The sequence below is a fragment of the Allosaccharopolyspora coralli genome, from assembly GCF_009664835.1.
GTDB lineage: Bacteria > Actinomycetota > Actinomycetes > Mycobacteriales > Pseudonocardiaceae > Allosaccharopolyspora > Allosaccharopolyspora coralli.
On the sequence record NZ_CP045929.1, the window covers coordinates 3,151,499 to 3,178,287 of the forward strand.

Sequence of the window (26,789 nt, forward strand, 5' to 3'; positions counted from 1 at the left end):
AGAGTGCCGTTCGCTCCATCGGGCCGGAGTCAGGACCAGAGTTCGCCTGCCCACTCGGGGCGGTCGATGAACGGGTTCCGGTTGTGCTGGAACTGGTCGAAGATGACGTCGTTGCGGCGCTGTTCGGCCTCATCGACCGGATCCTGCTCGTGCCACTGCAACAGCACCGACGAACGGCCCATGAAAGGCTGCTCTCCGTTGTCGACCTGGTCATTGAGTTCGAGATCGGCGAAACCGTCGGTGCCCTCGTAGCGCACCGCCATGTACATGATCATCCGGGCGACGTCGCCCTTGACCTCGTCACGCGGCTCGTACGAGTCGTCGTCGGTGAAGTTGCCCGGCGCTTCCTGGACTTCGGATCCGCCCATGTCGAAGTCCTTGTTCCCGCGCTCGGAGTTCACCGACACGTCGGTCGGGCGAAGGTGGTGCAGGTCCGTTCCGGGCCCGGGAGCGGTGCCGAAGTCACCGTGCGACTTGGCCCAGACGTGTTCGCGGTTCCACTGGTCGGCATCCCCGCCGTTACTGTCCTTGCTCTGCGAACGCGCGGAGTAGAACAACAGGACGTTGGCGTTGTTCGCCGGGTCCTCGTCGGTGACCTTGAGCCCGTCCCACACCTGGTCGTAGGACAGTGTGTCCTGCTCGCTGATGATGCCGTGGAGCGCGGCTTCGAGTTCCGGCCCGGTTTTGCCGACTGCGTCCTGGTAGTAGCCCTCGGGCGGCTGGTGAGTGGGAGCCGCGGTAGCGGGTGTCGCCAGTCCGATCGCGAGGACACCGGCGCCCGCGACGAGGGCGAGTGAGGTGAGGCGGCTGTGCTGCACGAGTGAGTCCCTTCCCGACCGCTGCGGGCTCACGACACGAGCTCGTCGCCTACGCAGCGCACCGTTGGTTGCTCGATCAGGTGAAGGTTCGCACGTAAGTGGACACTGAAGTGTGGATCAGGGGCGGCAATTTCCCGCCATTCCCGTAAACAGCGGTGTCTCGCCCAGTCCGGTTGCGCACGACCGCGGCCGTACGATCACCCCATGGCAGTGACCTACGACGAGATCGTGGCCGAGATCGGCACCCACACCGCACTCCTCGCCGGGTGGCTCGCGGGCGAGGCGGCCGACGCCGACATCGACACGTTCGCCGCCGCGCACGACCCGGGGTTCAGCATGGTCGACACAATCGGCGAGATCGTCGCGTTGCCCGACGTCGTCGACGGGATCACCGCCGCTCGGGGGGCCGTGCCCGGGCTGCACATCGACGTCCAGGACGTCGAGATCCTCACTCGGTCGGACCAAGCGGTTCTGGTGCGCTACCTGGAGACCCATCGACTCGGCGAGGACCGCGCACCCCGCAGGGTGACCGCGGCGCTGCGCCCGGACCAGGCAGCAGCGGGCGGGTTCCGGTGGTTGCACCTGCACGAGACTCCGCTCCCCCGCGACTGACGCTCCCCCAGAGTGCGTTTGGGAACTGGCTTTTGTGCCTGTAGGGCACGCCTCGTACGTGCCCAGCAGCGGCGGGGCGAGGGGGCTCCGGCGTTCGGAGTTCGTGCCTCGCAAGGCGGGGGTTTGTTCGCCGCGTACTCCTGGTACTCAGAGGACCCCAACGCCGCGAGGCGCGAACTGGGGGCGGCGGACTGGACCCCCACCAACTTCCACAATGCCCTCTCAGCACTGCGAGCCCGATCGGTGACCGACCGGAGCTCTGCCGGTCCGTGCCACACTCGGGGCAGGTTGAGGAGGACGCGATGGTTGACGTGGAACACGGCGACAGCCCGTGCTGGGCCGACCGCGTGTGCGAACACTGCGGCCGGGTGCAGGATTCCCCCAGCGCGAGCGAGTGCGAGGGGTGCGGCGAGCCGGTCGAACCGGTCCGGGCCACGCAGGCCGCCGGCCGCCGGGATCGGGACGAGGAAGGACGCGCGCGCAGCGCTCGCCCCCGCGACGCCTTGGGCCGCCCGCTTCCGTACGGAACCCCCGGTGTCGAACGCCAGCCGGAAGGGATCGAGCGGACTCCGCCCGAGACCGTCTCCGAAGCACAGCGGCTACTCGACGAGGGCAAACCGTTCCACGCCCACGAAGTCTTCGAAGACGCGTGGAAGACCGGCCCGGACCACGAGGAGGGCCTGTGGCGGGGGCTCGCGCAGCTCGCCGTCGGCCTCACCCATGCCGCGCGAGGCAACACCGGTGGCGGTCAGAAGCTGCTGCTACGCGGTGCGGCGAACCTCGACGACTTCGAGCAGGACCCGCCGTACGGCATCGACGTTCCCGGCCTGGTGCGATGGGCGACCTCGCTGGCGGTGGACCTCGAGGGCTACGCCGAACCACCGGATCCTGTCACGCTCGCCCCGAAGATCACCGGCTGACGACTGCGGACGGCAGCGCCCAACGGGACCGTCGGGGGCGCGTGACAGGATCGCGGCATGCGCATCGCCACCTGGAACGTGAACTCCGTGAGCGCCCGGCTGCCACGTCTGTTGGAGTGGCTGTCGTCGGCGCGCCCTGACGTGCTGTGCCTGCAAGAACTGAAGTGCGCGGCGGACGCGTTCCCGGTCGAGGAGGTAGCCGAGCTCGGCTACGAGGTCGCCGCGCACGGCACCGGACGGTGGAACGGCGTCGCGATCCTGTCCAAGGCCGGTCTCGACGACGTGCGCCGTGGGCTGCTCGACCAGCCCGGGTACCAGTCGCAGGACGCGCTGCTCGAAGCCGACGAACCCCGCGCGATCGCCGCGACCTGCGGCGGTGTCCGTGTCTGGTCGCTGTACGTGCCGAACGGCCGCGAACCGGGACACGCGCATTACAAGTACAAGCTCCGGTGGTTGGAGGCACTGCGCGCCACGGCAGCGGAGGAACTCACCGCCGAGCGGCCGTTCGCGCTGCTCGGTGACTTCAACATCGCTCCGACGGATTCAGACGTGTGGGACATCGCGAAGTTCCACGACTCCACCCACGTCACCGACGCCGAGCGGGCGGCGCTGGCGGCGCTGGGCGAGGTCGGTCTCACAGAGGTGTACCCGCGGGCGCTCAAGTACGACATCCCGTTCACGTATTGGGACTACCGGGCGCTGGCTTTCCCGCAGAACCGCGGGATGCGTATCGACCTCGTGTACGGCAACGACTCGTTCACCAGCACGGTCGCGGATTCCTATGTCGACCGCAACGAGCGCAAAGGCAAGGGACAGTCCGACCACGCTCCCGTCGTGGTCGACACCGCGTGAGCCAGCTCCGCGGCGTGAGTCTTTGTGGTGGCTAGAGCAACCACAAAGACTCACGCCGGTCACCGGGGCATGCGCCGCCAGATCGCACGCGGCATGAGCCGGAAGGCGGCGGCGAGCAACCGGAGCCTGCCCGGCACCCACACCTCGCCTCGCCCACGACGCAACGCCGCGGTCGCGGCTTCGGCGACCTTCTCGGGCGTGGTGGACAACGGCGCCGGGCTCATGCCTTCGGTCATCCGCCCGACGACGAATCCGGGCCGGACGAGCAGCAGGTGCACCGCACTACCGTGCAGGGCGTCGGCGAGTCCGCTCGCGAAACCGTCGAGCCCGGCCTTCGCGGAGCCGTAGACGTAGTTGGCGCGCCGCACCCGCACCCCGGCGATGGAGGAGAACGCGACGAGCCTGCCGGAGCCACGGCGCCGCATCCGAGCCGCGAGCAGGGTCAGCATGCTCACCTGGGCCACGTAGTCGGTGTGCACGACGGCGACCGCGTGCGCCGCGTCGGTCTCGGCCCGCTGCTGGTCGCCGAGGATGCCGAACGCCAGCACCACGTCGTCGACGGGCCCGTGCGCGGCCTCGACACGGTCGAGGAACGCCGCGTGTTCGCCGGTCTGGTCGGCGTCGAACTCCACGGCCGACACGGCCGTCGCTCCCGCCGCGCGCAACTCGTCGACCTGTGGTCCGAGATCGTCGCTGCGGCGAGCTGCGAGGACGATGGTGGTCACGCCGTCGGCGACGAGACGCCGGGCCACCTCGGTCCCGATTTCACTGCGACCGCCGAGCACCAGGGCTGTTCTGCTCACACCGCGCAGTCTGCCGTATCGCGCGTTCCGGTCCGCGCGCACCGGCGGTGATCGTGACGCGGCCGCCGCGAGCGTGATCCCCAGGCTCGACCGTGAGAACGTGGGCAGCGACGTCGCCGCACCACACGGAGGAGATCCATGACTGGCGTGGTCCTGGTACACGGCTTGTGGAGCGAGCCACGACACTTCGACCTGGTCGCGGAGGATCTCCGCGCGGAAGGCGTGGAGGTCGCGGTGCCGGAGCTGCACCGCGGGTCGTTGGAGGCGGACACGGCGGTGGTGCAGGCCGAGGTCGACGCGATGGGGCCACCGCCGATCGTGGTGGGGCACTCCTACGGTGGCTCGGTGATCACGGGACTGACCGGGGCCGCGCACCTGGTCTACCTCGCCGCGTACGCCCCGGACGAGGGTGAAAGCGCGGCGTCGCTGGGCTCCTCGGAGGAACTGGCGGCCGCGATCACGCGGGTCGATCGCGGTGTGACGGCGCTCGACCCGGCGAAAGCGGTGGCCGCTCTGTACCAGGACTGCCCGCCGGACCTGGTGCAGCGGGCGGTCGACCTACTGCGGCCGCAGGTGATGGCGTGCCCGAAGGGTTCCCCAGTCCGGCAGGCATGGCGGGAGGTGCCCTCGACCTACGTGGTGTGCGATCAGGACCGCACGGTCGACCCCGACCTGCAGCGCCGGATGGCTCAGCGGTGCGACACGGAACTCACGTGGCCGTCGGGACACTGTCCGTTCCTGAGCCGTCCGGATCTCGTTCTCGAACTCATCGAGGAACTCAGTGCGTTCGAAGACTGACCAGTCGGGAGTCGAGTCCGCCCGGCGGTCGGGACGGGTGTCGGGGAGTGCCTTCGGCAGCCGGGGATGAGAGCCTTCAGTCATGACGAGCGACCGCAACGTGCTCGGCGGCGAGCTGGAACCCTGCGGAACCGACCCGCTCACGGGGTTCTTCCGCGACGGCTGCTGTTCGACCGGCCCGGAGGATGTCGGGCGCCACACCGTGTGCGCGGTCGTGACGACTGATTTCCTGACGTTCCAGAGCCAGGTCGGTAACGACCTCACGACACCGCAACCGGCGATCGGGTTTCCGGGCCTGCAGGCAGGCGATCGCTGGTGCGTATGTGCGGACCGCTGGGTGCAGGCCCACCAGGAAGGTGTCGCCCCACCGGTGGTGCTGGCCTCGACCAACGAGGTGACCCTGGAGCTGGTGGCGCTGGAGAAGCTGCGGGCTTACGCCGTGGACGTCCCCGCCGATCCCAGTACCCTCACCTGAGCTGCCACCCCTGCTTTGCGAGCACACCCCGGAACACCGGCCGGACGAGACACGAAAGGGCCGCCCGCGTGTTCGCGGGCGGCCCTTCGCTGTGCGAGTACCGGTTCCTCGCTCCGCGCCGAACGGTGGTGCTACTCCTGACCGGGGCAGGGACCACGACCGCGACGACGTCGGGTCTATCGGGGTGAGGCGGAAGGACGCCGATCCGGACGGTCGCCGTCATCGACCCGTTCCGCCTCGGGGGCTCCGGTGCCGGTGGTGCCGGGAGTGGCCTCGCCACTGCCCGAGGGCGTTTCACCTGGGTGACGCGGTCACCACCGGCACCGGGCCGCACGCTCAGCCCTGGGCGAGCTTCTTGAGTTCGCCGAGGGTGCCCTGGAAGTGGTTCAGGTCGGTGTCACCCGAGATGCCGGGCACCGAGCCACTGTCGGTGTACTGCCAGAACTTCCAGGTCGGGAAGCCGTCCGGGACGCTGGGCTGGTCGACCTCGTAGGCGGCGAGCCACAGCGGCTGGTCGGAGAACTTGTCGGTGCCACCCATGCACTGCTCCCAGAACGACGGGTTGGCGTAGATGATCGGTTCCTTACCGGTCTTGTCCTTGACCACGTCGTTGAACTCCGTGGTCCACTGCGTCATCTGGTCGACGTTCATGCCGTAGCAGCCGCCGCCGCTCGGGTCGACCTCGAGGTCGAGCACCGGAGGCAGGGTCTGGCCGTCCTTCTGGTAGTCCGCCACCTCGAGCATGCGGTTGGCCTGCTCGGCCGCCGAGCTGTCGTCGGGACGGGCGAAGTGGTACGCGCCGGCGATCATGCCAGCGTCCTTCGCGCCCTGGTACTGCTCCTTGTACATCGGGTTGGTGAAGTCGGTGCCGTCGGTCGAGAGCACGAAGGTGAAGTTCTGACCGGAGTCGGCGACCTGCTGCCAGTCGATCGGCCCGTTGTGGTTGGACACGTCGATGCCCTTGGCCGGGCCACCGTCCTCGGGGGAGGCGGGCAGCTGCTTGGGCTGTTCCTGCGCCTTCAGCGGCGCGGGAGCCTGCTCGGGTGCGGGCTGGTTCGGCGCGGCCACGGACTGGGCCGCCTCGTCGACACCGCGCTCTTCGGCATTCTGACCGGCGGTCGTAGCGACGACACCGAGGAGCCCGGCGACAGCGACGACGGCTCCGACCTGCGCGGTCCGCATCCTCGGGTGGACCCGGGTGTTGCCGTCTTCCAGGCGCGCCCGCTCGTTTTCCTCGCCGCCGCGCAGCCAGGTCATGGCGGAGCTCGCCAGTGCGCCCGCGCGGTCCTGGAGGGACTGCCCGCGGTCAGCCGACTCGTTCGGGGTCGAGTCGGTCGCGTTCTGGTTCGAGTTCACGTCGTGGTTGTCGTTCACGCTGTGTGCCTCTTCGGGGATTCGGGTTCGGGGTGTCAAGTCGGGGGACTGACAAGCCCCAACACTCCCTGTGTCCGGACACCGCTCGCATCACGGTAAGTACTTGGACTGGTACCTAGGTTCACTCCGAAGGGCCACGCTTGTGCACCCGGGTCATAACTCACTGTGTATTCGGACGCGGAAAGGCGGCGAAGAGAGTCGGATGCGTGCTCCGGACCACTCTGACGGGTGGTAGATCTCGGCAGGCGCGCCACTACCGGACATCACCTTGGTCCAGGCGTCGAGGCGGGCCGCAGCGCGTGCCGGCGGGCGAGCGGCACCCTCGCCTCGTCACACGGGGCGAAGGTGCCGTTCGCCCACGGGCCCGGCACGTCCTGTCACTGTCCGTGTGCGGACACGCCGAAGCGTCGGGCCATGGGTTCCGCGATGATCTCGCCACGGCACAATGTGCGGGCCACGTGGGCGAGGCACGTGCGGGTCGAACCCCGAGGGAGAAGGCGGACCAGGATCGTGACGTTGTCGCAGCAACAGGTGTCGCAGCAGCAGGTGCCGACACACCGCAAGATCGCCGACGAGCTCGGTGTGCGCGAGGGGCAGGTACGGGCCGCGGTCGACCTGCTCGACGACGGCGCGACGGTGCCGTTCATCGCCCGCTACCGCAAGGAAGCCACCGGCACCCTCGACGACACTCAGCTCCGCACACTCGAGGACCGACTGCGCTACCTGCGGGAACTCGATGAACGCCGGACGGCGGTGCTCGACTCGATCCGCGAACAGGGAAAGCTGACCGACGAGCTGCAGGCACAGGTCGTCGCCGCCGAGACGAAGGCCCGGCTCGAGGACATCTACCTGCCGTACAAGAAGAAGCGGCGCACCAAGGCACAGATCGCCCGCGAGGCGGGGCTGGAACCGCTGGCCGAGACCCTGCTCGCGGACCCGTCCCACGATCCGCAGGCCACGGCGGCCACCTACGTGGACGCCGAGAAGGGCCTCGACGACGCGGCAGCGGCGCTGGAGGGCGCGCGGTCGATTCTCGTCGAGCGGTTCGGCGAGGACGCCGACCTGCTCGGCGAACTGCGCGAGATGGTGTGGTCCCGCGGCGTGCTCACCTCGACCGTCCGGGACGGCAAGCAGGATCAGGGCGCCAAGTTCAGCGACTACTTCGAGTTCTCCGAGCCGCTGGCGAAGCTGCCGTCGCACCGGGTCCTCGCGCTGTTCCGAGGCGAGAAGGAGGAAGTCCTCGACGTAACGCTCAAGCCCGACACCGCGGAGGTCGACGGGCCCACGGACTTCGAACAGCGCATCGCCGCGCGGTTCGGTATCCGGGACGAGGGCAGGCCCGCCGACCCGTGGCTGACGGCGGCGGTGCGCTGGGCGTGGCGGACCCGGATCTTCGTGCACCTCGACCTCGACCTGCGCGGCCGGTTGCGTCAGGCTGCCGAGGACGAGGCGGTGCGCGTCTTCGCGGGCAACCTGCGCGATCTGCTGCTGGCCGCCCCGGCGGGGACCCGCGCGACGATGGGCCTGGACCCGGGTTTTCGCACCGGGGTGAAGGTGGCGGTCATCGACGGCACCGGCAAGGTGGTCGCCACGGACACGATCCATCCGCACGTGCCGCAGAACAAGTGGGACCAGTCGATCGCCACACTCGCCGCGCTGGCGACCGAGCACCAGGTGGAACTGGTCGCGATCGGCAACGGCACCGCCTCCCGGGAGACCGACAAGCTGGCCGCGGATCTGCTCTCGCGTCATGCCGAGCTGAAGCTGACGAAGGTGACCGTCTCGGAGGCGGGCGCCTCGGTGTACTCGGCCTCGTCGTACGCGGCTCAGGAGCTGCCCGAGCTCGACGTCTCGTTGCGTGGTGCGGTCTCGATCGCACGACGCCTGCAGGATCCGCTGGCCGAGCTGGTCAAGATCGACCCGAAATCGATCGGCGTGGGCCAGTATCAGCACGACCTCGCCGAGAGTTCGCTGTCGCGCTCACTGGACGCGGTCGTCGAGGACTGCGTCAACGGCGTCGGCGTCGACGTCAACACCGCGTCGGCTCCGCTGCTGACCCGGGTGTCGGGCATCGGTGCCGGACTCGCCGAGAACCTCGTACTCCACCGGGACGCACACGGCCCGTTCCGCGCGCGCACCGAACTCAAGGACGTCTCCCGGCTCGGCCCGAAAGCCTTCGAGCAGTGCGCCGGCTTCCTGCGCATCCCGAACGGTGACGACCCGCTCGACGCCTCCGGGGTCCATCCGGAGAGTTACCCGGTGGCGCGCCGCATCGTCACGGCCAGCGGCACCGATCTCGGTGGCCTGATCGGCAACAGCCGGGTGCTGGGCGGCATCCGCGCCGAGGACTTCGTCGACGACACGGTCGGCCTGCCCACGGTCGGCGACATCCTCACCGAACTCGACAAGCCGGGACGCGATCCGCGGCCTGCATTCACCACCGCGACGTTCGCGGAAGGCGTGGAGACCCTCGCCGACCTCCGGCCGGAGATGGTGCTGGAGGGTGTCGTGACGAACGTGGCGCAGTTCGGGGCGTTCATCGACGTCGGGGTGCACCAGGACGGTCTGGTCCACGTCTCGGCGATGTCGAAGCAGTTCGTCAACGACCCGCGGGACATCGTCAAACCGGGCGACATCGTCCGGGTGAAGGTCCTCGACGTGGACGTAGCGCGCAAGCGCATCTCGTTGACGCTGCGACTCGACGACGAGCCGGGTGGTTCCGCCAAGGGGCAGAGCGACTCCGGCAAGGGCCAGAACGAACAGCGGTCCGGGCGTGGGCGTCCGCAGCAGAACGGACGCGGCGACCAGCGCCGTTCGGGACGCGGCAACCCGGGCGAGAAGGGCGGTGGACGTCAAGGCGGCCGGGGTCGCGACAAGGCCCCTGGCGGTGCGATGGCCGACGCGCTCCGCAAGGCCGGGTTCGACAACCGCTGACCGTCCGGGAGCGGGACGGCGATCTCCGGACGCGGCAGCCGCCGCCCCGCTCGGGTCGGGAGGTCCGCTGGCTGTCCGGCGCGGTGAGCGGACTGGACGCGTTACCTACTCACGAGTAGTGTTACCCTTTAGTAGGAACTGTGGTCCGACCTCGAGGGCAGCGATGACTCAGAACACGGCAACGACACCGGCCCGTCCCGCGAGCGGCAACGGCAAGCGCGACGCCATCGGCTACGCCCTCGCGGCCATCAACCGGCTCGCAGGCGCGCGGGTCCTCGATCAACTGAAACTGCGCAAGCCCGCCGAGAAGGTGCTCTTCGAGGCCACCAAGGCAGGCTTCCGCACCGCAGGCGCTGCCGGCCGCTCCTTCAAGGCCGTGGAGCAGTGGGGCAAGCCCGCGCGACTGCCGAACGCCCCGGAGAAGAAGCTCTTCGACCTCACCCCGAGCGACGAGCAGCAGATGATCCAGCAGATGCTGCGCGAGTTCGCCGAGGAGCAGCTGCGTCCCGCGGCTCCCGACGCCGACTCGGCGTGCACTCCCCCGCCGGACCTGCTGGCCAGAATCGCCGAGCTCGGCGTCACCCAGATCGGCATTCCCGACGAGATCGGTGGCGCGGGCACCGAACAGTCCACGGTGACCAACGTCTTCATCGCCGAGGCGCTGGCGCACGGCGACATGGGGCTCGCCGTCGCCGCGCTCGCCCCGTCCGGCGTCAGCAACGCACTCGTCCGCTGGGGTGACGAGCAACAGCAGTCCACTTACCTGCCCGCGTTCGTCGGTGAGAACGTGCCCTCGGCGGCGCTGAGCCTGCTGGAACCCCGACCGCTGTTCGACCCGTTCGAGCTGAAGACCACCGCTCGTCGTAGCGGCGGTGGCTTCGTCCTCGACGGCGTCAAGTCGCTCGTCCCCCGCGCCCGCGACGGGGAGCTGTTCGTCGTGGCCGCCCATCTCGACGGAACCGGACCGGCTCTGTTCCTCGTCGAGTCCGACACCGACGGCGTCACGATCGAGACCGAACCGGCCATGGGACTGCGCGGCGCCGCGACCGGTCGGGTGCTGCTCGACAACGTCTCGGTGCCGAAGGCCGCGCTGCTCGGCGGCGGTCAGGACGAGGTCTACCGCGAATGCGTGCGGCTGTCCCGGATCGGGTGGAGCGCCCTGGCCGTCGGCACCGGCCAAGCCGTGCTCGACTACGTGACCCCGTACGTCAACGAGCGTGTCGCCTTCGGCGAACCGGTCAGTCATCGGCAGGGCGTCGCGTTCCGGGTCGCCGACATCGGCATCGAGCTCGAAGGGATGCGGCTGGCGACCTACCGCGCGGCGAGTCGTGCCGAGCAGGGTCATGCCTACGCGCGTGAGGCTGCCCTGGCCCGCACGCTCGCCGCCGAGAAGGGCATGGCGATCGGCAGCGACGGGGTACAGCTGCTCGGCGGGCACGGCTTCGTCAAGGAACACCCGGTGGAGCGGTGGTACCGCGATCTGCGCGCGGTCGGCGTCTCCGAGGGCGTCCTGCTCGTGTGACCCGTTCCCGTCCGAACCGCCCCCGGTCAGCCCCTTCATCGGCGACAGCCGAGATTCCAGGAGCTTTGCTGTGATCAACCTCGAACCTCCCAAGAAGTTCGCCACCCTGGTGCACCAGGCCCGCCAGTCGGCGACCGAGTTCTTCCGGCCCAACTCCCGAAAGTACGACCACGCCGAGCACAGCTATCCCGTGGAGCTGGACATGCTCGCGTCGGTGCTCGACGGGCTGAACTCCGCCGGTGGCGAAGGCGGTGGCGCCAGCGGCATCCGGCGCTCCGACAACACCAAGCAGGAGGGCACCCGTAACGGTGGCAACCTCTCCACCGTGCTCGGCACGATCGAACTGTGCTGGGGCGACGTCGGCCTGCTGCTGGCCTTGCCGCGCCAGGGACTCGGTAACGCGGCGATCGCCTCCGTGGCGGACGAGGAGCAAGCCGAGCGGTTCGCGGGCAAGTGGGCGGCCATGGCGATCACCGAGCCGGACTGCGGTTCGGACTCGGCCGCCATCCGCACCACCGCGGTCGAGGACGGCGACGAGTACGTCCTCAACGGCACCAAGATCTTCGTGACGTCCGGTGAACGCGCCGACGCCGTCGTCGTGTGGGCGACCCTGGATCCCGCGCAGGGGCGAGCGGCGATCAAGTCGTTCGTCGTCGAGAAGGGGACGCCGGGATTCACGCTGGTGCGGCTGGAGCACAAGCTCGGCATCCGCGCCTCGGACACCGCAGAGTTCCATCTGGAGAACGTGCGGGTCCCGAAGGAGAACCTGCTCGGCAGCCCGGAGATCAACACCGAGCGCGGGTTCGCGGGCGTCATGCAGACCTTCGACAACACTCGGCCGCTGGTCGCGGCGATGGCCGTGGGTGTCGCGAAAGCGGCGTTGGAGGAGACCCGGGAACTACTCGCCGAGGCAGGAGTCGAGGTCGACTACGACCGTCCGGCGGGCAAGCAGTCGGCGGCGGCAGCGACGTTCCTGCAGTTGGAGTCGGACTACGAGGCCGCGTACCTGCTGACGCTGCAGGCCGCGTGGATGGCCGACAACAGCAAGCCGAACTCGCTGCAGGCCTCGATGGCGAAGGCGAAGGCCGGCCGTGCGGGAACCGACATCACGCTGCGCTGTGTGGAGCTCGCGGGAACGTTCGGGTACTCGGAGAACAGCTTGCTGGAGAAGTGGGCCCGCGACGCCAAGATCCTCGACATTTTCGAGGGGACGCAGCAGATCCAGCAGCTCGTCGTGGCCCGCCGCCTGCTCGGCAAGTCCTCGAAGGAACTGCGCTGAAGCGACGCTCGCCAAGGGCCGCGCTCCCCAATACCCGGGTGGAGCGCGGCCCTGTTCGTCGCGGACGTCCGATCGTGGCGTCCGGTGGGCGTGGCTGCGCTCTGGTTGACTGGTCCGCATGGCCGCGCCCGCCTTGTCACCTCGACTCGCACGGATCGTGGACGCGCTTGCGCTCCGTCCCGGCATGCGAGTGCTCGAGATCGGTGGAGCGCCGGGCACCGCTGCGCGGGCCGTCGCCGAGCACGTCGGGCCGGACGGGCAGGTCTTGGTGATCGACCGGTCGGCCAAGGGTGTGGCGGAGATTCAGCGCCTCGCCGCAGCAGAGGTCGCGGCTCACCGCATGAGCGTCCGTTGCGTGGCCGCCGAGGACTTCGAGCTGCAGCCCGGCGAAGCGGCCTACGATCTGGCTTTCGCCGTGCGCGTCGGAGCCTTCGACGGGCGCCACCCGCAGGCGGGGCTGCGGGCGCGTCGCCGCATTCGAGAGGCCCTCGTGCCCGGCGGACGTCTGCTCATCGACGGCGGTGATCCGCTGCGCGAGGTCGCGCTCGACTCCGCGTGAGCGAGCGTTCGAGCCGGCCCGCAGCGCTCAGAGTGCATTGGGAAACTGTCCTTGGTGCCCGTAGGGCACGCCTCATACGTGCCCAGCCGCAGCAAAGTGAGGGGCTTCGGAGTTCGGACCACCCACCCAAGCTCCACAACGCCCTCTCAGTTCATCGACCGGGTGTCGTAGGACCACAGGTGGGTGCAGGTCGGGCACTGCAGGTTGACGACGGTCCCGCGGTTCGACAACAGATACTGCCAATGCTCGGTGCAGGTGCGCTGCTGCGAACACGTGGCGCACCCGCTCATGTGGGCGCATTCGGGGCAGTCGATCCAGGCACGTCGAGCGATGTCCGCGAACGGGTCAAGCGGCATCGCGATCGTCCTTGTCCGGCAGCACGCCTTCGGCCACGAGCATGTCGAACGTGGCTTGCTGCTCCGAATCGAGGTTCGAGTACAGCAACGCGTAGGCGCGTTCCTCGTCGTGCATGGCGGCGATCGGGTCCCAGTCCGGCCCGAGCGCCTTGACGACCTCGGCACGGCGGCGCATTTCGTCCGCGCCGAGGTCCAGGGTGAAGTCGAATCGCATGGGTCACTTCCGACGGAAAACGGATGTGCGCCGCCATGTTTCGTCACTCGAACCCGACACCACAATGCTGTACACCACATATCATCGGACCATTTCGTCACATTTCACGCCGTATAGGCCCTGTCGGGTCCGCAGTGTGTCCGAGACGCTACGGTGCGCATCGGACTCGTCACGCCAACGCAGTCGGGAGGGTTCATGAGCGAGCAGGGACTCGTCGTGTCGGTGCAGGATCACGTCGCGCGCGTCGTACTGGACCGGCCTGGCCGACTCAACGCGCTGAGTTCGGACCTGCGCACCGCACTCGTCGACGCGTTCGACCGGTTCGAGACGGACGAGGACGTGTGGGTCGTCCTGCTCACCGGCACCGGCGACAGGGCGTTCTGTGCCGGACTCGACCTCAAGGAACTCGACGAGCGCCGAGACGGTGGCACGCCTGGGGAGCTGCTCATGCGCGGCACCGGACGGAACGTGTTCGAGACGGTGCTCGAGTGCAGCAAGCCCGTGGTCGCCGCGCTGAACGGCTGGGCGCTCGGGGCAGGCTGTGAACTGGCGTTGGCGTGCGACATACGCCTCGCGGCCGAACACGCACGGATCGGGATGCCCGAAGCCAAACGCGGGCTCGGCGCGAACTTCGGCAGCCAGATGCTCACCAGGATCGTGCCGCGCGGCGTGGCCTTCGAGATGCTCTACACCGGTGAGCCGATCGGAACGGAACAAGCGCTGCACTGGGGTCTGGTGAACCACGTGTTCCCCCCGGAACAGCTCGACGCCGAGGCGACGGCGTTCGCGCAGGGCCTCGCGAGCAACGCTCCGCTGAGCCTGCGGCGCTACAAGGCCATGATCGGCAAGGGATCGGAACTCCCGCTCTCCGCCGCACTGCGCCTCTCGGCGGGCCCCAATCCCTACGACAGCGAAGACCGCAAAGAAGGCGTCCGCGCCTTCACCGAGAAGCGCCCGCCCCGCTGGCAGGCCCGCTGACATGCGTGAGCCTTTGTGGTTGCTATAGCCACCACAAAGGCTCACGCGTCGGCGCGGCAGTGCGCTACGGACGCGGCCCGTGAGACGATCACGCGCATGACGAGTTCGCTCGACCCGGCGCGTACCGCCGTCCTCGCGTTGCATTGGCAGATTCACGTCGTCAAACCCGAGGGCTTCTTCGGCGGAATGCTCGCCGAGCCGGTGGCACGCAGCGGTGTCGTCGACAACGCGGTGCGGTTCCACGAGTCCGCGCACGCGGCGGGTGCGACGGTGTTCCACACTCGCTTCACGGTTCCCGAGGACGGGGGCCTGATGGTGCCGAACACCGAGTTCATGCGGTCCGTCGCCGAAGCGGGTGAGTCCTTCCGTCCGGACGCTGAAATGACCCGGATCATCCCGGAGATGGCCGAGTCCGCCGACCACGTCGTGGACAACCAGAAGCTCTCCGGCCTCGCGGGCAACGACCTCACCGAGACGCTCCGTACGAAGGGCATCGACACGGTGCTCGTCACCGGCGTGGCCACGAACCTGACCGTCGAACAGACCGCCCGGCACGCCACCGACCTCGGCTTCATTACGCACGTGATCAGCGACTGTGTGACGACGACGGACGAAACGACGCATCAGGCGTCGCTGTCGAACCTCGACATGACCACCGCTGGTTGCCGCACCGCCGCCGACACCCTCGCCGGGCTCGCCGTCGGCGTCTCGCAGTCCCACTGACGCCTCGCCCGTCCTGACGCGGACCGGGGCGTTCGGACGATTCCGAACACCCCGGTCCGCTCGCAGGACCTCAGACGTCGACGCGCTCACGCTCCGCGTCGTCCTGTGTGGAAGGACGCCGGATCAGTCGGAACAGCACCGGCCACAGCAGGACCAGGGCGATGACGACGTAGACGGTGATCGCGAACGGTGTGTTGACGAGCCCCGAGACGTTGCCGTCGCTGATCTGCAACGCCCGCCGCATCTGCTGCTCGGCCGACGGGCCGAGGATCACCGCGATGATCGCCGGTAGTACCGGCAGCCCGTAGCGGCGCATCGCGAAACCGATCGCACCGATGACGAACAGCACGATCAGATCCAACGGCTGACCACCGACCGCGTACGCACCGACGCTGGCGAAGAACAGGATGCCCGCGTACAGATACGGCCGCGGAATCTGCAGCAGCTTCGCCCACACCGGAGCCAGCGGCAGGTTGAGCACGAGCAGCAACACCGAGCCGATGAACATGCTCGCGATCAAGGCCCACACCAGATCGGGCTCGCGCTGGAACAACAGCGGCCCCGGTTGGAGACCGTACTGCTGGAACGCGGCGAGCATGACCGCCGCGACGGCCGTGGTCGGCAGTCCCAACGTCAGCAACGAGACCATCGTGCCCGCCGCCGACGCGCTCGCAGCGGATTCCGGACCGGCGACGCCTTCGATGGCGCCGGTACCGAACTCCTTGCGACGCTTGGAGAGTCGCTTCTCGGTCACATAGGACAGGAAGGTCGGGATTTCCGCTCCCCCGGCCGGGATCGCGCCGAACGGGAAGCCGATCACGGGTCCGCGCAGCCACGGCTTCCATGTGCGACGGAGGTCGTCGGCACCGAGCCAGGGCTGCCCGACCGGGATCGGTTTGCCCGAGGAGCGCCGTAGATGCGCGGCGACCCACAGCGACTCGCCGATGGCGAACAACCCCACGGCGACGATGACGACGTCGATCCCGTCGGAGAGGTGCAGAATCCCGAAGGTCAGCCGCTGCTGGCCGGTCATCTCGTCCAGGCCGATGATCCCGATGGTCAGGCCGATCAGCAGCGACGCGAATCCCCGGATGCGGGACGACCCGAGGACCGAGGTCACGGCGATGAACGCCAGCATCATGATCGCGAAGAAGTCGGGAGCGCCGATGTTCACCGCGAGGTCGGCGATCGTCGGCGCGAGCAGCACGAGCAGTGTGATGCCGACGACGGCCCCGATGAAGTGGCCGATCGCGGCCGTGGCCAGTGCTTGGGACCCGCGTCCCTTGCGGGCCATCGGGTTGCCTTCGATCGCGGCCACCACCGCCGCACTCTCCCCTGGCGTGTTCAGCAGAATCGACGTCGTGGAACCGCCGAACATGCCTCCGAAGTAGATCCCGGCGAACATGATGAACGCCGCGGTGGGTTCGAGCGCGAACGTCACCGGGAGCAGCAGCGCCACCGCCATCGCGGGTCCGATGCCGGGCAGCACCCCGATGGCGGTGCCCAGCAGCACGCCGATCGCCGCCCACAGCAGGTTGATCGGGCTCAGCGCGGTCGCGAACCCGTCCAGGAGCAGTCCTACCGACTCCACCATCACAGCACCCCCATCAGCGGGCCGCCGGGCAGCGGAACCCCGAGCAGGTTGTTGAACGCCAGGAACGTCACGATCGAGAGCACCGCCGCCACGAGCGGGTCTCGAACGGTGTTGCGGCTACCGAGCGCGTAGGCCGAGCCCCAGAACAGGATCATGCCCGAGAGCGGGAAGCCGATGACGTCGACGAGCGCCGCGTTGGCCAAGAACGCCGCTGCCAGCAACAGAACCGTGCGCCAGTCGCTCGGGGCCGACAGGTCGATGTCCTCACCGGACTCGGCCTGGGCGCGACCACCGCGCAGCACTTCGACGGCGAGGATCGCCGCGACCAGGAGCAGAGCGATGCCGATGGCGACCGGGGCGGTCTTCGGCCCGATCGGCCCGCGTTGGGCGAAGTCGGTCTCGATGAGTGCGGCGTCGACGAGCACGAACACGCCGAGTGCCGCCAGCAGTGCGCAGACGCCGAGTTCGGAGTGCTCGCGCCACCAGCTTGTCGCGTGAGTCGTGGTGTGCGGTGCGGTCTGCTCTGCGGTAGTGGTCTCGCTCATACCAGTCCCAACTCCTTGAGCACCGACTCCACACGGTCGCGTTCCTGTCGCATGAACGCGCCGAACTCGTCCCCGGTCTGGAAGGCGTCGCTCCATCCGTTGCGCTGCAACGCTTCGCGCCATTCAGGGGTGTCGTGCATCCGGCGGAACAGCGAGATCATCCGTTCGGTGTCCTCGTCGGACATGCCGGGCGGAGCGACGATGCCACGCCAGTTGGTGAACTCGACGTCCACGCCCGCTTCCTGCAACGTCGGCGCGTCGACCCCGGGGATGCGTTTCGCTCCGGTCACGGCGAGCACGCGCAGTTCACCGGATTCGATCTGGTCGCGGTACTCGCCGATGCCGGAGACCCCGAAGTCGACCTTGCCGCCCAGCACGGACGCGAGCAGTTCACCACCGCCGTCGTAGGACACGTAGTTCACCGACTTGGGTGCGATGCCCAAGGCCTTGGCCATGAGCATCGGCGCGAGGTGGTCCGGCCCGCCGGGCGAGGATCCGCCGCCGACCGGCGTCTCACCGGGTCGGGCCTTCCACTCCGACACGAGCTGGTCCAGGTCGCGGTACGGCGAATCCTTGCCGACCACGACCACGTTCGGTTCTTCGACGGTCTTCGCGATCGGCGTGGTGTCCTGCAGCGAAACCGGCGAGTTGTTGGTGAACACGCTGCCGACGACACCGAGGCCCATCGACATCGCGAGCGAACCGTTGCCGCGCTCGTTGACGACCCGGCCGAGCCCGACGGTGCCGCCGGCACCCGGCAGGTTGAACACCTCGTTGTTGCGGTTGAGCCCCGCGTCCTCCATGGCCTTGACGGCCGTCCGGGCGGTGATGTCGTACCCGCCGCCCGGTGAATTCGGCACCAGCACCCGGAAGTTCCGGATCTCCCCGCCTGCCCGGGTGTCGGACTGCGTGCTCGCCAGGGGTGGCACGAGCAGTACCAGTAACAGAGCCCCGGCGATCGCGAATGCGCTGCGAAGTCGCACCGTCCCACCTTTCCTCGTAGAAAACGCCCGTCGCGTCGTCAATGTGCGTCGGATCATGCGCCACGCGTGGGCCGGTGTCTCGGTTCGGCAGCTATCGGACGTTGTGTCACTTGTGTCACCACCCGCGCTACCGGTTCTCGCGCTGCGCGGCTACTGTGCTGGCCGACCGAGACAGCGGAGGTGGCGAGCATGCCCAGGACGGGAACGTGGGGGTCGCTGTCCCGCAGCCTGCTCGGGTGGCAGCTCGTCATCGTCTTCGTACTGCTGGCGTCGGTGGCGGTGTACTCGGTCGCCCAGTCCGACGCGGCCTTCCGCAAGACCGAAGGCCGCCGCATGCTCTCGGTGGCCGAGGACCTCGCGGCGACGCCCGGGGTCCGCGCCAGCCTGGCCGATCCGTTCCGCCGGGACGCATTGCCGACCTTCGCCGAGAGCGCCCGCAGCCGGTCCGGGGCCGACGACGTGAGCATCGCCGACGCGCGGGGTGTCGTGCTCACCTCGCCGGACCCCGACCAGATCGGGACGCCACTGCCGCTGGGCGACAGCGAGATCCGCAGAGGCCGCGCCTGGGTCGGTGAGGTCGACAACGGCTCTGCCGACTCTCTCGTCGCGCACGTGCCTGTGATCGGCGACGACGCCTCGGTCCTCGGCGTCGTCGCCGCGGGAAGGGAGACGCCCGACTTCTTCCAAGGCGTCGCAAGCGCACCGCAGAACCCGTTGGCACTACTGGCGTTCGCGACGCTGCTCGGCGTTGCGGGGTCGATCGTGTTGGCACGCCGCGTGAAACGGCAGACGCTCGGTCTCGAACCGCAGGAGATCACCCGCCTGGTCGAGCACCGGGAGGCGCTGCTGCACGGGGTCCGCGAGGGGGTGCTGGGCGTCGACAAGCAGAACAGGGTCACCCTCGCGAACGACGAGGCACGGGCACTGCTGTCGTTGCCACAGGACTGCCTCGGCCGCGCGATCGACGAGTTGCAGCTCAACGAGCGGACACAGGACGTGCTCACGGGCCGCAGCGACGGCACGGACCAGATCGTGTTGCGACGAGGGCGGGTCGTGGTGCTCAACCGGATGCCGATCTCCTCCGTGGGAGCGGTCGTGACGATGCGGGACCGCACCGAACTGGTGGATCTGCGACGCGAGCTGGACGCCAACCGGCACGCGACCGACACGCTGCGCGCCCAGGCTCACGAGTTCTCCAACCGGCTGCACACGATCTCCGGGCTCATCGAACTCGGCGAATACGAGGAGCTGCAACGGTTCGTCGACCGGGTCAGCCACGCGCACCAGCGGTGGCGAGCGGAGGTCGCCGCGCGCATCGAGGACCCCGCGCTGGCGGCGCTTCTGGTCGCGAAAGCCAGCCTCGCCGACGAACGAGGCGTCGGCCTCCGGCTCGCCGAGGACGCGCGGCTCGACGCGATCGACGAGCAGCTCTCCAGCGACCTGGTGACGGTCGTCGGCAACCTCGTCGACAACGCGCTCGACGCCCTCGAGGGCACCGGGCGGGACAACTGGATCGAGGTGACTGTGCGTGCGGCCAGGGACGTCGAGTCTCCGGACGACCGAGAGGTGACGGTCGTCGTGCGCGATTCCGGCCCCGGTGTGGCGCCCGAGATCGTGACCGAGGTGTTCGGCCACGGATTCACCACGAAGGCCGCCGCCGACGGCGAACGCGGTCTGGGTCTCGCGCTGACACGCCGGACGTGCCACCGCAGGGGCGGTTCGGTGTCGGTCCACAACGCCGACGGGGCGGTGTTCACCGCGCGCCTGCCGATCTCCCCCACGCCCGAGCGGAGCCTCAGCACCGCCGACACGAGAGGAGGCGTGTCGTGATCAGGGTCCTGGTCGTCGACGACGACTTCATGGTCGCCAAGATCCACAGCGGATACGTCGCGCGGGTGGAGGGCTTCGAGGTCGTCGCCGTCGCCCACACCGGTGCCGACGCCGTGCGGGCGGTGGTGGATCTGCGTCCCGACCTGGTGTTGCTGGACATCTACCTCCCGGACCGCGACGGGCTGTCCGTGCTGCGGGAGTTGCGCACCAGGACCGACGCCGACCCGGACGTCCTCGTCATCACGGCCGCCAACGATCTCGACACGGTCCGCGGCACGATTCGCGGCGGTGCCCTGCACTATCTGATCAAGCCGTTCCAGTTCGACGCGCTGCGCGATCAGCTCGAACGGTTCCGCTCGTTGCACGGCACCCTCACCGAACTCCCGGGAGACGCCCCGGCGGGCCAGCAGGAGATCGACCAGCTCTTCGGCACCCGCCGCACCGGCACGCCTCCGAAGGGGCTCGCCGAGGAGACCGCGGAGGTGGTGCACCGCGTGCTGCGGGAGGCCTCCGCGCATGGGGGCGACCTGTCGGCCACGGAGTGCGCGAGCGCCAGCGAGCTCTCGAGGGTCAGCGCCCGCAAGTACCTGGAGCACTTCGTCTCCGTCGGTTCCGCGGAGGTCCGGCTCCGCTACGGCGGCACCGGGCGTCCCGAACGGCGCTACCGCGTCGCCGACTGACGCATGCCTCGCCCGCCGCCCGGGGCGTGAGCCTTTGTGGTGGCTCTGACCACCAAAAAGACTCACGCCCCCACCCGGCACACCCCGGTCCGCAGCTCACACCCTGCCTGGCGCGTGAGCCTTTGTGGTGGCTATAGCAACCACAAAGGCTCACGCCGTGTTCACAGTGCCTGGGTGTTCACAGTGCGGAAAGGTCGCTCGTGCGGTCTCCGCCGCTGACGTGGAACGCGACACACCATGACAGCGGGGTGACTCGCGGCCGATTGTTACCCTGACCGTCGTGCTGCCCGGAACGTCTGCCTCCGCCCAAGCGGCGTCGGGCAGGAAGAGCCATCGCAAGATCAGCTGGGACCTCGTCCGGTCCAGCTGTGTCGTGCTGGTGATGATCTACCACTCGACGTTCCTCAGCGTCGTCCTGCACCCGGAGCTCGAAGGCCGCGCCATCCGGTTCCCGTGGCAGGTCGGGGCCAGCATGCTCCTGGTCATCTCCGCGTACTTCGCCTGCGTGACCGTCGGTAAGGGCACCGCGCTGCGGTACTGGTGGGGCCGCGTCGCACGTCTGGTCCCGCCGTTCGTGGCGACCGTGCTGAGTCTGTTCGTGCTGCTGCAGTTCATCAGTCCGGAAGGCTGGCAGACGCCGACGAGCCGGGACCTGTGGAGCAACCTGTTCATGCTGTGGCACTGGAAGCCACAGGACTACGTCTTCCTCGACGGCTCACACTGGACCGTTCCGTTGCAGCTCATGGGCTTCTCCATGGCGGCTTTGCTCTACGGGAGCCGATTCGGGCGACGACCGGCCATCGTCGCCATCATGTGGTTGGCCATCCTGCTGCCGGTCGCACAGTGGAGCTACCGACTGTCCACACCCCCGGAGACATACCGGATGCTCGTGGACGGTCTCGGCGCGCACCGCTGGCACCTGTTCGTCGCCGGTGTGGCGGTCTGGATGTGGTCGACACGGCGGCTGAGCACACCGCACTTCGCTGCCCTCGCCGCGAGCTGCATGGTCGCCCAGGGGCTGCACAACCACCTCTACGACGCGAACGGCATCCTGGTCTCCAACTTCGGCTCCACGGTCGGTGTCTCCGTCGGCATCCTGGTCATCGCCCTCACCGCGCGCGGCCCGGACTGGAACAAGGTCGTCCCGCAGTGGACACACCGGCACATCCAGTGGTTCGCGGGCATCTCGTACGGTGTGTTCCTCACCCACCAGACGATCGGCTACGTGCTGTCGATCCACCTGCACCGGCTGGGCGTCGGGGCGGTCTGGCAAGTCGTGGTCATGATCGCGGCAGGGGTGTTCTGCGGCTGGGCGATGACACGGGCGGTGGAGCGGCCGGCGTTCAACTTCCTCATGTCCACCCACGACCGGCTCTTCCCCGGCCCGCCGCGCTCCGTGAGGTAGCGGGCGCGGACCGACTCCGGTAAACCGGGGATCATCCGGACTCGATCCGAGGAGGAACCGCATGGCCGACCGCGAGATGCCCGCGTACGTGCTCGACATGCTGGCCCGCCCCAACCCGGCGGTGATCGCGACCGTCTCCGGCACTGGCGCGCCGGTCACGGTCGCGACCTGGTACCTCTGGGAGCAGGGCCGCGTGCTGGTGAACATGGACGCGGGCCGACGCAGGCTGGAGCACATCCGTCGCGATCGCCGGGTGTCGCTGACCGTGCTCCACGGCAGCGACTGGCACGCGCACGTGAGCCTGCGCGGGCGGGTCGTCGAACTTGTCGACGACCCGGAACTGGTCGACATCGACCGCCTCGCCCACCACTACACCGGCGACCGCTACCCGGTGCGTGACCGGGCCCGGGTGAGCGGGTGGGTCGAGGTCGACAACTGGCACGAGTGGGGATTCTGAGGCGCGCCTCCGGGTTCCGTACGTGACTGGAACCCGGAGGGCACACGACTCCCTGAGAAGTTGTCTGTGGTCTGCGGTGGTGGTCACCTACCGGCGTCCCAGCTTGCCGCTCGCGACGTTGGGGTCGCCTCGATTACCAGCACGTACGCAGCGGCGACCCCGGCCTTACCAGCGACAACCTGGAACACCGGAGCTTCTCACCGTGCTCGGGCTGAGCACGCAAGACCATGCCCCGACGGGCATCAGAACAAGAGCACAAACAGGCGCTCAGCTTGTGGACGTGCTCTCCGCAGCCGTCACGCCGGCTTCATCGGCTTGCGCCTCCTCCTCGGGGTCGCCGTTCGCCTGCGCCGCGCGCTGCCGAGGTACGGCGACAGCGTGCTCGGCGTCGTCCGTCCAGGGCGCGGCGTGGCCGTGGCGCAGGCTCGCTGCCGCGTATTCCTCGGCCTCGGCGGAGTCGGTCCCGGACTCCGAGGCCGTGACCAGCGGTTCCGCCTCGGTGAGCATCTGCTGAGCGAGCCGCACCCGTTCGGCGACGTCTTGACGGACCATCCGCATCGCGGCGACGTGCTCGTCCGCGAGCCGGATCCGACGCTCGGCCTCGGCGGTGGCGGCGAGGACGCGCCGCTCGGCTTCGTCCCGGCTCGCCCGGTCCCGTTCCGTCAGCGCCTGCGCCTCGGCCTCCCGCCGGGCATGCATGGACACCTCGAAGTCGTCCTCGATCTTCGTGCGACGGTCCTCTGCCTCCGCGTCGAGCCTGCGGCGTCGCTGCTCGGCTTCCTGCGCCATCGACTCGACCTGCCGACGCATCTCCTGGAACTCTTCCTCGCGCTGCTTCTCCTGCTGCACGCGCCACGCGTCCGCGTCGGAGACGAGCTTCTCGTAGCGGCCACGGAGTTCGGCTGCCGCCTGCTCCGACCGCGCCCACTCGTGTTCGGCCGTGGCCTGGGCGGACGACACGATCTCGGTCGCCTCTTCGTGTGCCAGACGCACCATCCGGCGCATCCGTTCGGACAGGCCGTCCACGTCGACGGGGTCCCTGCTGATCCGGTCGAGCTGCTCGCGCAACGACTCGATCTCCGCGCGAGCCTCTTCCAGCTCACCGGTGAGATCGGCGACCTGACTCAACGCGGAATCGCGATCCTCGGTGAGGATGCGCAGTTCGGTTTCGGTCTGCTGTACGTAGAACTTCACCTGCGATCGGCGGTATCCCCGCCACATCACATCGAAATCCGACTTCAGCGGTACGAGTTCACGGTCCTCGTGATGCCTCACGGTCTCACCCCACTCTGGTTGATCACAGCTTCGACGAGCTGGGAGCGAGCCACGCCCCGACGCGGCACTTTCTTTTCCTGCACGGGACCGCGTGAGCGCCGAGCGACGGAGCCTGCCGGCGAGTCTCCGGCGTCGAGCGGAACCTGCGCAGTGGTGACGCCGGTCATGTTCCTCGCCCGGGAGCGTGAGATCAACTGTTCGACATCAGGCGTGACGAGGACGCCGAACACCCGAAAATCCCGGCTGAACGGCACAAAGCGCAGGTCGATCAGCGTTCCAGCACTGGACCGAGCGCCCTCCGGACGAGGGTTTCGATTTCATCTCGTCCCGGCGTCGATTCCCGGACCATCCCCTGGAGGAGCAATCCGCAGAAGATCGTCGAGACCATCCGTCCGGTGGTCCGGTCGGTGTGTGCGGTGAACAGTTCGACGAGCGCGTCGTCCCACGCGGTGCTCGCATCCCGCAACGCGGGCCGGTGCATGGCGGCGACGTAGAGCTCGTGTTGCACGATCGTGCTCGTCCGTTCGGGGCCGAGATAGTGCAGCACGAGATCGGCGAGCGCGGAGGGCAGGTCGTGCGGACCGCCGAGCCGTTCGGACCACGCCCGCAGTTGGGTGATGTCGTCCTGTGCGGCGTACTGCAGCGCGACGGCGAGCAGGTCGTCGAGCGTGGCGAAGTGATAGGTCGTGGAGCCGAGCGGAACGCCGGCAGCGGCGGCGACGGCGCGGTGCGTGAGTTTGTCGATGCCTCGGTCGGCGACGACGTCGATCGCCGCGCGCGCGATGCGCTCCCGCCGGGCGGGATCCCGCCTGCCGGTCGCAGCGGTGCGTCCCGCCGCGGTGCTCGCGGCCGAGTCTCCGATGCTCGCCATGGACGCGGCCTACCCCTTTCGCCGTTCCGCGACTCGATCGCGGATCACAGTACGCGCGTACCACCTTGCCACGAGCGGCGCAGCGGTGCGGCCGACGTCACCACACGGCGTTTCTACTGTTCACGCAACCACAAAAGATCGACATTCACGAGTATGTGTACATTTGTACACGTCCGCTGTTAGGGTTCCGACTCAGGCGCACCGTGGCGTCGAGACCGACGAGCCCCCAGCGCTCGACCACCGCACACTGAGCATCTTGTGGGACACCCGACACACCCGTCTGCGGCGGACCGCCACCCGGCCTCGACCACGCCGCCCGTCAGGGGCCGACCGCGAACACGACCGAGCGAGGACGCCATGCCCGAGCACGACCCGACGCTGTTCATCGACGGCGCGTGGGGCACCGCAGACGCCGGACGCACCCGCGAGATTCACTGTCCTGCCGACGGCAGCCACGTCGTCACCGTCGACGAGGGCGACCGCGTCGACACCGAACGCGCGATCGCCGCCGCCCGCCGCACCTTCGACGCCGGGGACTGGGCGGCGACCTCGGCCTGGGAACGCGGGGACCTGCTGTTGCGGGTCAGCGACATCCTCGCCAGGGACAAGGACGTCTTCGCCCGCGCCGAGTCACGCGACACCGGCAAACGCCTGGTGGAAAGCGAATACGACATGGACGACATCGCCGCGTGCTTCCGCTACTTCGGAAAGCTCGCGGGAATCGATGCCGGACACGTCGTCGACACCGGCAGCCCCGACTCGATCAGCCGCGTCGACTACGAACCCGTCGGGGTGTGCGGCCTGATCACGCCGTGGAACTACCCCCTGCTGCAGGTCGCGTGGAAGGTCGCTCCGGCGATCGCCGCAGGCGACACCTTCGTGCTCAAGCCCAGCGAACTCACCCCCAGCACGGCGATTCTGCTGATGCGGGCGCTCGACGAGGCCGGGCTGCCCGCCGGGGTCGGCAATCTCGTGCTCGGCGCAGGAGCCGAAGCCGGAGCGCCGCTGGCCGAGCATCCCGACGTGGACCTCGTCTCGTTCACCGGCGGCCTGCACACCGGCCGCGGCGTCGCGGCGAGCGCCGCGGCCACGGTCAAGAAGGTGGCTCTCGAACTCGGCGGCAAGAACCCCGTCGTCGTCTTCGACGACAGCGATTTCGACACCGCCGTCGACCACGTGCTCATGGCGGTGTTCCTGCACTCCGGCCAAGTGTGCTCTGCCGGATCCCGGCTGGTGGTCCAGCACGGCATCGCCGATCGCCTCGTCGACGAGGTCGTGCGCCGCGCCGAGCAGATCCGGCTCGGTGGGCCGTTCGACCCCGACGCCGAGACCGGACCGTTGATTTCCGCCGCACACCTGGAGAAAGTCGACACCTACGTCAAGGACGCCGTCGCGGACGGCGCGGTGGTGCGAACGGGCGGCCGACGCGCCGAGAACCCTGCGCTCGCCGACGGGCACTACTACCTGCCCACCGTCCTGGATCGCGTGGAACAGAAATCCCGCGCCGTGGTGGAAGAATCGTTCGGGCCGGTACTCACCGTCGAACGATTCACCGACGAGGCCGACGCGCTCCGCATCGCCAACGACACCCACTACGGCCTGGCCGGTGGGATATTCACCTCCGATCCCGCCCGCGCACAACGCGTCGCGAACCGGCTCCGGCACGGAACGGTGTGGATCAACGACTTCCACCCGTACCTGCCGCAGGCCGAGTGGGGCGGGTTCAAGCAGTCCGGCGTCGGGCGCGAACTCGGCCGTGCCGGACTCGGCGAATACCAGGAAGCCAAGCACGTCCACCAGAACCTCCGTCCCGGACCGCAACACTGGTTCTCCGGGACGTGACGGGATCGCGGGGGCCGCTCGTCGCGCCCCCGCGTCCCCGGCCGCCACCGGCGGCCCGCACGCGCCCGCAGCCAACGACCGTCTGCGTCG

26 protein-coding genes are annotated in these 26,789 nt (G+C 68.9%); 16 read left to right on the forward strand and 10 right to left on the reverse strand.

Annotated elements, in window-relative coordinates:
* Positions 1-29: 29 nt before the first annotated feature.
* Positions 30-818: an endonuclease I family protein gene (locus tag GIY23_RS14775; RefSeq protein WP_154077190.1), complete on the reverse strand. Its 789-nt coding sequence runs from the start codon at positions 816-818 to the stop codon at positions 30-32.
* A gap of 204 nt (positions 819-1,022) precedes the next feature.
* On the opposite strand from GIY23_RS14775, the gene GIY23_RS14780 reads away from it, so the two are divergent.
* From GIY23_RS14780 to GIY23_RS14790, 3 genes are all read left to right on the forward strand, one after another.
* Positions 1,023-1,430, forward strand: a complete 408-nt coding sequence (locus tag GIY23_RS14780) for a nuclear transport factor 2 family protein (protein ID WP_154077191.1) — start codon at positions 1,023-1,025, stop codon at positions 1,428-1,430.
* Positions 1,431-1,933: 503 nt separating this feature from the next.
* Positions 1,934-2,350, forward strand: a complete 417-nt coding sequence (locus GIY23_RS14785; RefSeq protein WP_228717734.1) for a DUF309 domain-containing protein — start codon at positions 1,934-1,936, stop codon at positions 2,348-2,350.
* Positions 2,351-2,407: 57 nt separating this feature from the next.
* The gene (locus GIY23_RS14790; RefSeq protein WP_154077193.1) at positions 2,408-3,202 is read left to right on the forward strand and encodes an exodeoxyribonuclease III; all 795 of its coding nucleotides are present in this window, start codon (positions 2,408-2,410) and stop codon (positions 3,200-3,202) included.
* Positions 3,203-3,261: 59 nt separating this feature from the next.
* Here the strand turns inward: GIY23_RS14790 and GIY23_RS14795 are convergent, their stop codons facing one another.
* Entirely contained in the window at positions 3,262-4,005 is a 744-nt protein-coding gene (locus tag GIY23_RS14795) for an SDR family NAD(P)-dependent oxidoreductase (RefSeq protein WP_154077194.1), read from the reverse strand.
* A gap of 138 nt (positions 4,006-4,143) precedes the next feature.
* Here GIY23_RS14795 and GIY23_RS14800 point away from each other — a divergent pair, with 138 nt between their 5' ends.
* Both GIY23_RS14800 and GIY23_RS14805 read left to right on the forward strand, forming a co-directional pair.
* Entirely contained in the window at positions 4,144-4,803 is a 660-nt protein-coding gene (locus tag GIY23_RS14800) for an alpha/beta fold hydrolase (protein ID WP_154077195.1), read from the forward strand.
* An 82-nt stretch (positions 4,804-4,885) separates the two neighbouring features.
* Positions 4,886-5,278, forward strand: coding sequence for a DUF2237 family protein (locus tag GIY23_RS14805; protein WP_154077196.1), 393 nt, complete (start codon positions 4,886-4,888; stop codon positions 5,276-5,278).
* A 336-nt stretch (positions 5,279-5,614) separates the two neighbouring features.
* Here the strand turns inward: GIY23_RS14805 and GIY23_RS14810 are convergent, their stop codons facing one another.
* Positions 5,615-6,652: a GH25 family lysozyme gene (locus GIY23_RS14810; protein WP_228717306.1), complete on the reverse strand. Its 1,038-nt coding sequence runs from the start codon at positions 6,650-6,652 to the stop codon at positions 5,615-5,617.
* A 510-nt stretch (positions 6,653-7,162) separates the two neighbouring features.
* Here GIY23_RS14810 and GIY23_RS14815 point away from each other — a divergent pair.
* The 4 genes from GIY23_RS14815 (at position 7,163) to GIY23_RS14830 (ending at position 12,946) form a co-directional block, all read left to right on the forward strand.
* Entirely contained in the window at positions 7,163-9,586 is a 2,424-nt protein-coding gene (locus GIY23_RS14815; protein WP_228717307.1) for a Tex family protein, read from the forward strand.
* A gap of 226 nt (positions 9,587-9,812) precedes the next feature.
* Positions 9,813-11,108: an acyl-CoA dehydrogenase family protein gene (locus GIY23_RS14820; protein WP_228717735.1), complete on the forward strand. Its 1,296-nt coding sequence runs from the start codon at positions 9,813-9,815 to the stop codon at positions 11,106-11,108.
* A gap of 70 nt (positions 11,109-11,178) precedes the next feature.
* Complete coding sequence (locus tag GIY23_RS14825; protein ID WP_154077198.1) at positions 11,179-12,387, forward strand: acyl-CoA dehydrogenase family protein; 1,209 nt, start codon at positions 11,179-11,181, stop codon at positions 12,385-12,387.
* A gap of 118 nt (positions 12,388-12,505) precedes the next feature.
* Entirely contained in the window at positions 12,506-12,946 is a 441-nt protein-coding gene (locus GIY23_RS14830; RefSeq protein ID WP_154077199.1) for an SAM-dependent methyltransferase, read from the forward strand.
* A 146-nt stretch (positions 12,947-13,092) separates the two neighbouring features.
* Here the strand turns inward: GIY23_RS14830 and GIY23_RS14835 are convergent, their stop codons facing one another.
* Both GIY23_RS14835 and GIY23_RS14840 read right to left on the reverse strand, forming a co-directional pair.
* Entirely contained in the window at positions 13,093-13,302 is a 210-nt protein-coding gene (locus GIY23_RS14835) for a hypothetical protein (RefSeq protein ID WP_187351890.1), read from the reverse strand.
* A complete protein-coding gene (locus GIY23_RS14840) occupies positions 13,292-13,516 on the reverse strand; it encodes a DUF6400 family protein (protein ID WP_154077200.1) in 225 nt (74 codons plus the stop codon). The genes GIY23_RS14835 and GIY23_RS14840 overlap by 11 nt, the downstream gene beginning before the upstream one ends.
* A 195-nt stretch (positions 13,517-13,711) precedes the next feature.
* Between GIY23_RS14840 and GIY23_RS14845 the strand changes: the two genes are divergently transcribed.
* Both GIY23_RS14845 and GIY23_RS14850 read left to right on the forward strand, forming a co-directional pair.
* Positions 13,712-14,494 carry an enoyl-CoA hydratase/isomerase family protein gene (locus GIY23_RS14845; RefSeq protein ID WP_154077201.1) on the forward strand — a complete coding sequence of 261 codons (783 nt, stop codon included), beginning with the start codon at positions 13,712-13,714 and terminating at the stop codon, positions 14,492-14,494.
* 96 nt (positions 14,495-14,590) lie between these two features.
* Positions 14,591-15,217: a cysteine hydrolase gene (locus tag GIY23_RS14850; RefSeq protein ID WP_154077202.1), complete on the forward strand. Its 627-nt coding sequence runs from the start codon at positions 14,591-14,593 to the stop codon at positions 15,215-15,217.
* A 70-nt stretch (positions 15,218-15,287) separates the two neighbouring features.
* Here the strand turns inward: GIY23_RS14850 and GIY23_RS14855 are convergent, their stop codons facing one another.
* From GIY23_RS14855 to GIY23_RS14865, 3 genes are read right to left on the reverse strand one after another with little or no spacing between them, the layout of a single operon-like run.
* Entirely contained in the window at positions 15,288-16,811 is a 1,524-nt protein-coding gene (locus GIY23_RS14855) for a tripartite tricarboxylate transporter permease (RefSeq protein WP_222850169.1), read from the reverse strand.
* Positions 16,811-17,356 (reverse strand): tripartite tricarboxylate transporter TctB family protein, encoded by a 546-nt coding sequence (locus GIY23_RS14860; protein WP_154077203.1) that lies wholly within the window; start codon positions 17,354-17,356, stop codon positions 16,811-16,813. The genes GIY23_RS14855 and GIY23_RS14860 overlap by 1 nt, the downstream gene beginning before the upstream one ends.
* Complete coding sequence (locus GIY23_RS14865; protein ID WP_154077204.1) at positions 17,353-18,339, reverse strand: Bug family tripartite tricarboxylate transporter substrate binding protein; 987 nt, start codon at positions 18,337-18,339, stop codon at positions 17,353-17,355. Before GIY23_RS14865 ends, GIY23_RS14860 begins: the two co-directional genes overlap by 4 nt.
* Before the next feature lie 189 nt (positions 18,340-18,528).
* On the opposite strand from GIY23_RS14865, the gene GIY23_RS14870 reads away from it, so the two are divergent.
* The 4 genes from GIY23_RS14870 (at position 18,529) to GIY23_RS14885 (ending at position 22,711) form a co-directional block, all read left to right on the forward strand.
* Entirely contained in the window at positions 18,529-20,169 is a 1,641-nt protein-coding gene (locus GIY23_RS14870; protein ID WP_154077205.1) for a sensor histidine kinase, read from the forward strand.
* The gene (locus GIY23_RS14875) at positions 20,166-20,849 is read left to right on the forward strand and encodes a response regulator (protein WP_154077206.1); all 684 of its coding nucleotides are present in this window, start codon (positions 20,166-20,168) and stop codon (positions 20,847-20,849) included. The genes GIY23_RS14870 and GIY23_RS14875 overlap by 4 nt, the downstream gene beginning before the upstream one ends.
* A gap of 280 nt (positions 20,850-21,129) precedes the next feature.
* Positions 21,130-22,254 (forward strand): acyltransferase family protein, encoded by a 1,125-nt coding sequence (locus GIY23_RS14880; RefSeq protein WP_154077207.1) that lies wholly within the window; start codon positions 21,130-21,132, stop codon positions 22,252-22,254.
* 61 nt (positions 22,255-22,315) lie between these two features.
* Positions 22,316-22,711 (forward strand): pyridoxamine 5'-phosphate oxidase family protein, encoded by a 396-nt coding sequence (locus GIY23_RS14885; protein ID WP_154077208.1) that lies wholly within the window; start codon positions 22,316-22,318, stop codon positions 22,709-22,711.
* Between the two features lie 267 nt (positions 22,712-22,978).
* On the opposite strand, the gene GIY23_RS14890 is transcribed toward GIY23_RS14885, so the two are convergent.
* Complete coding sequence (locus tag GIY23_RS14890) at positions 22,979-23,986, reverse strand: coiled-coil domain-containing protein (RefSeq protein WP_154077209.1); 1,008 nt, start codon at positions 23,984-23,986, stop codon at positions 22,979-22,981.
* A gap of 268 nt (positions 23,987-24,254) precedes the next feature.
* Positions 24,255-24,857 (reverse strand): TetR/AcrR family transcriptional regulator, encoded by a 603-nt coding sequence (locus GIY23_RS14895; protein WP_154077210.1) that lies wholly within the window; start codon positions 24,855-24,857, stop codon positions 24,255-24,257.
* A 357-nt stretch (positions 24,858-25,214) separates the two neighbouring features.
* On the opposite strand from GIY23_RS14895, the gene GIY23_RS14900 reads away from it, so the two are divergent.
* The gene (locus GIY23_RS14900; protein ID WP_154077211.1) at positions 25,215-26,699 is read left to right on the forward strand and encodes an aldehyde dehydrogenase family protein; all 1,485 of its coding nucleotides are present in this window, start codon (positions 25,215-25,217) and stop codon (positions 26,697-26,699) included.
* Positions 26,700-26,789: the final 90 nt, after the last annotated feature.

Excerpts from the sequence above, each read along its gene's own strand:
- GIY23_RS14780 (WP_154077191.1), top strand. The coding sequence starts at position 1,023 with ATGGCAGTGACCTACGACGAGATCGTGGCCGAGATCGGCACCCACACC.
- GIY23_RS14790 (WP_154077193.1), top strand. The coding sequence starts at position 2,408 with ATGCGCATCGCCACCTGGAACGTGAACTCCGTGAGCGCCCGGCTGCCA.
- GIY23_RS14800 (WP_154077195.1), top strand. The coding sequence starts at position 4,144 with ATGACTGGCGTGGTCCTGGTACACGGCTTGTGGAGCGAGCCACGACAC.
- GIY23_RS14805 (WP_154077196.1), top strand. The coding sequence starts at position 4,886 with ATGACGAGCGACCGCAACGTGCTCGGCGGCGAGCTGGAACCCTGCGGA.
- GIY23_RS14830 (WP_154077199.1), top strand. The coding sequence starts at position 12,506 with ATGGCCGCGCCCGCCTTGTCACCTCGACTCGCACGGATCGTGGACGCG.
- GIY23_RS14835 (WP_187351890.1), bottom strand. The coding sequence starts at position 13,302 with ATGCCGCTTGACCCGTTCGCGGACATCGCTCGACGTGCCTGGATCGAC.
- GIY23_RS14840 (WP_154077200.1), bottom strand. The coding sequence starts at position 13,516 with ATGCGATTCGACTTCACCCTGGACCTCGGCGCGGACGAAATGCGCCGC.
- GIY23_RS14845 (WP_154077201.1), top strand. The coding sequence starts at position 13,712 with ATGAGCGAGCAGGGACTCGTCGTGTCGGTGCAGGATCACGTCGCGCGC.
- GIY23_RS14850 (WP_154077202.1), top strand. The coding sequence starts at position 14,591 with ATGACGAGTTCGCTCGACCCGGCGCGTACCGCCGTCCTCGCGTTGCAT.
- GIY23_RS14855 (WP_222850169.1), bottom strand. The coding sequence starts at position 16,811 with ATGGTGGAGTCGGTAGGACTGCTCCTGGACGGGTTCGCGACCGCGCTG.
- GIY23_RS14860 (WP_154077203.1), bottom strand. The coding sequence starts at position 17,356 with ATGAGCGAGACCACTACCGCAGAGCAGACCGCACCGCACACCACGACT.
- GIY23_RS14870 (WP_154077205.1), top strand. The coding sequence starts at position 18,529 with ATGCCCAGGACGGGAACGTGGGGGTCGCTGTCCCGCAGCCTGCTCGGG.
- GIY23_RS14885 (WP_154077208.1), top strand. The coding sequence starts at position 22,316 with ATGGCCGACCGCGAGATGCCCGCGTACGTGCTCGACATGCTGGCCCGC.
- GIY23_RS14895 (WP_154077210.1), bottom strand. The coding sequence starts at position 24,857 with ATGGCGAGCATCGGAGACTCGGCCGCGAGCACCGCGGCGGGACGCACC.
- GIY23_RS14900 (WP_154077211.1), top strand. The coding sequence starts at position 25,215 with ATGCCCGAGCACGACCCGACGCTGTTCATCGACGGCGCGTGGGGCACC.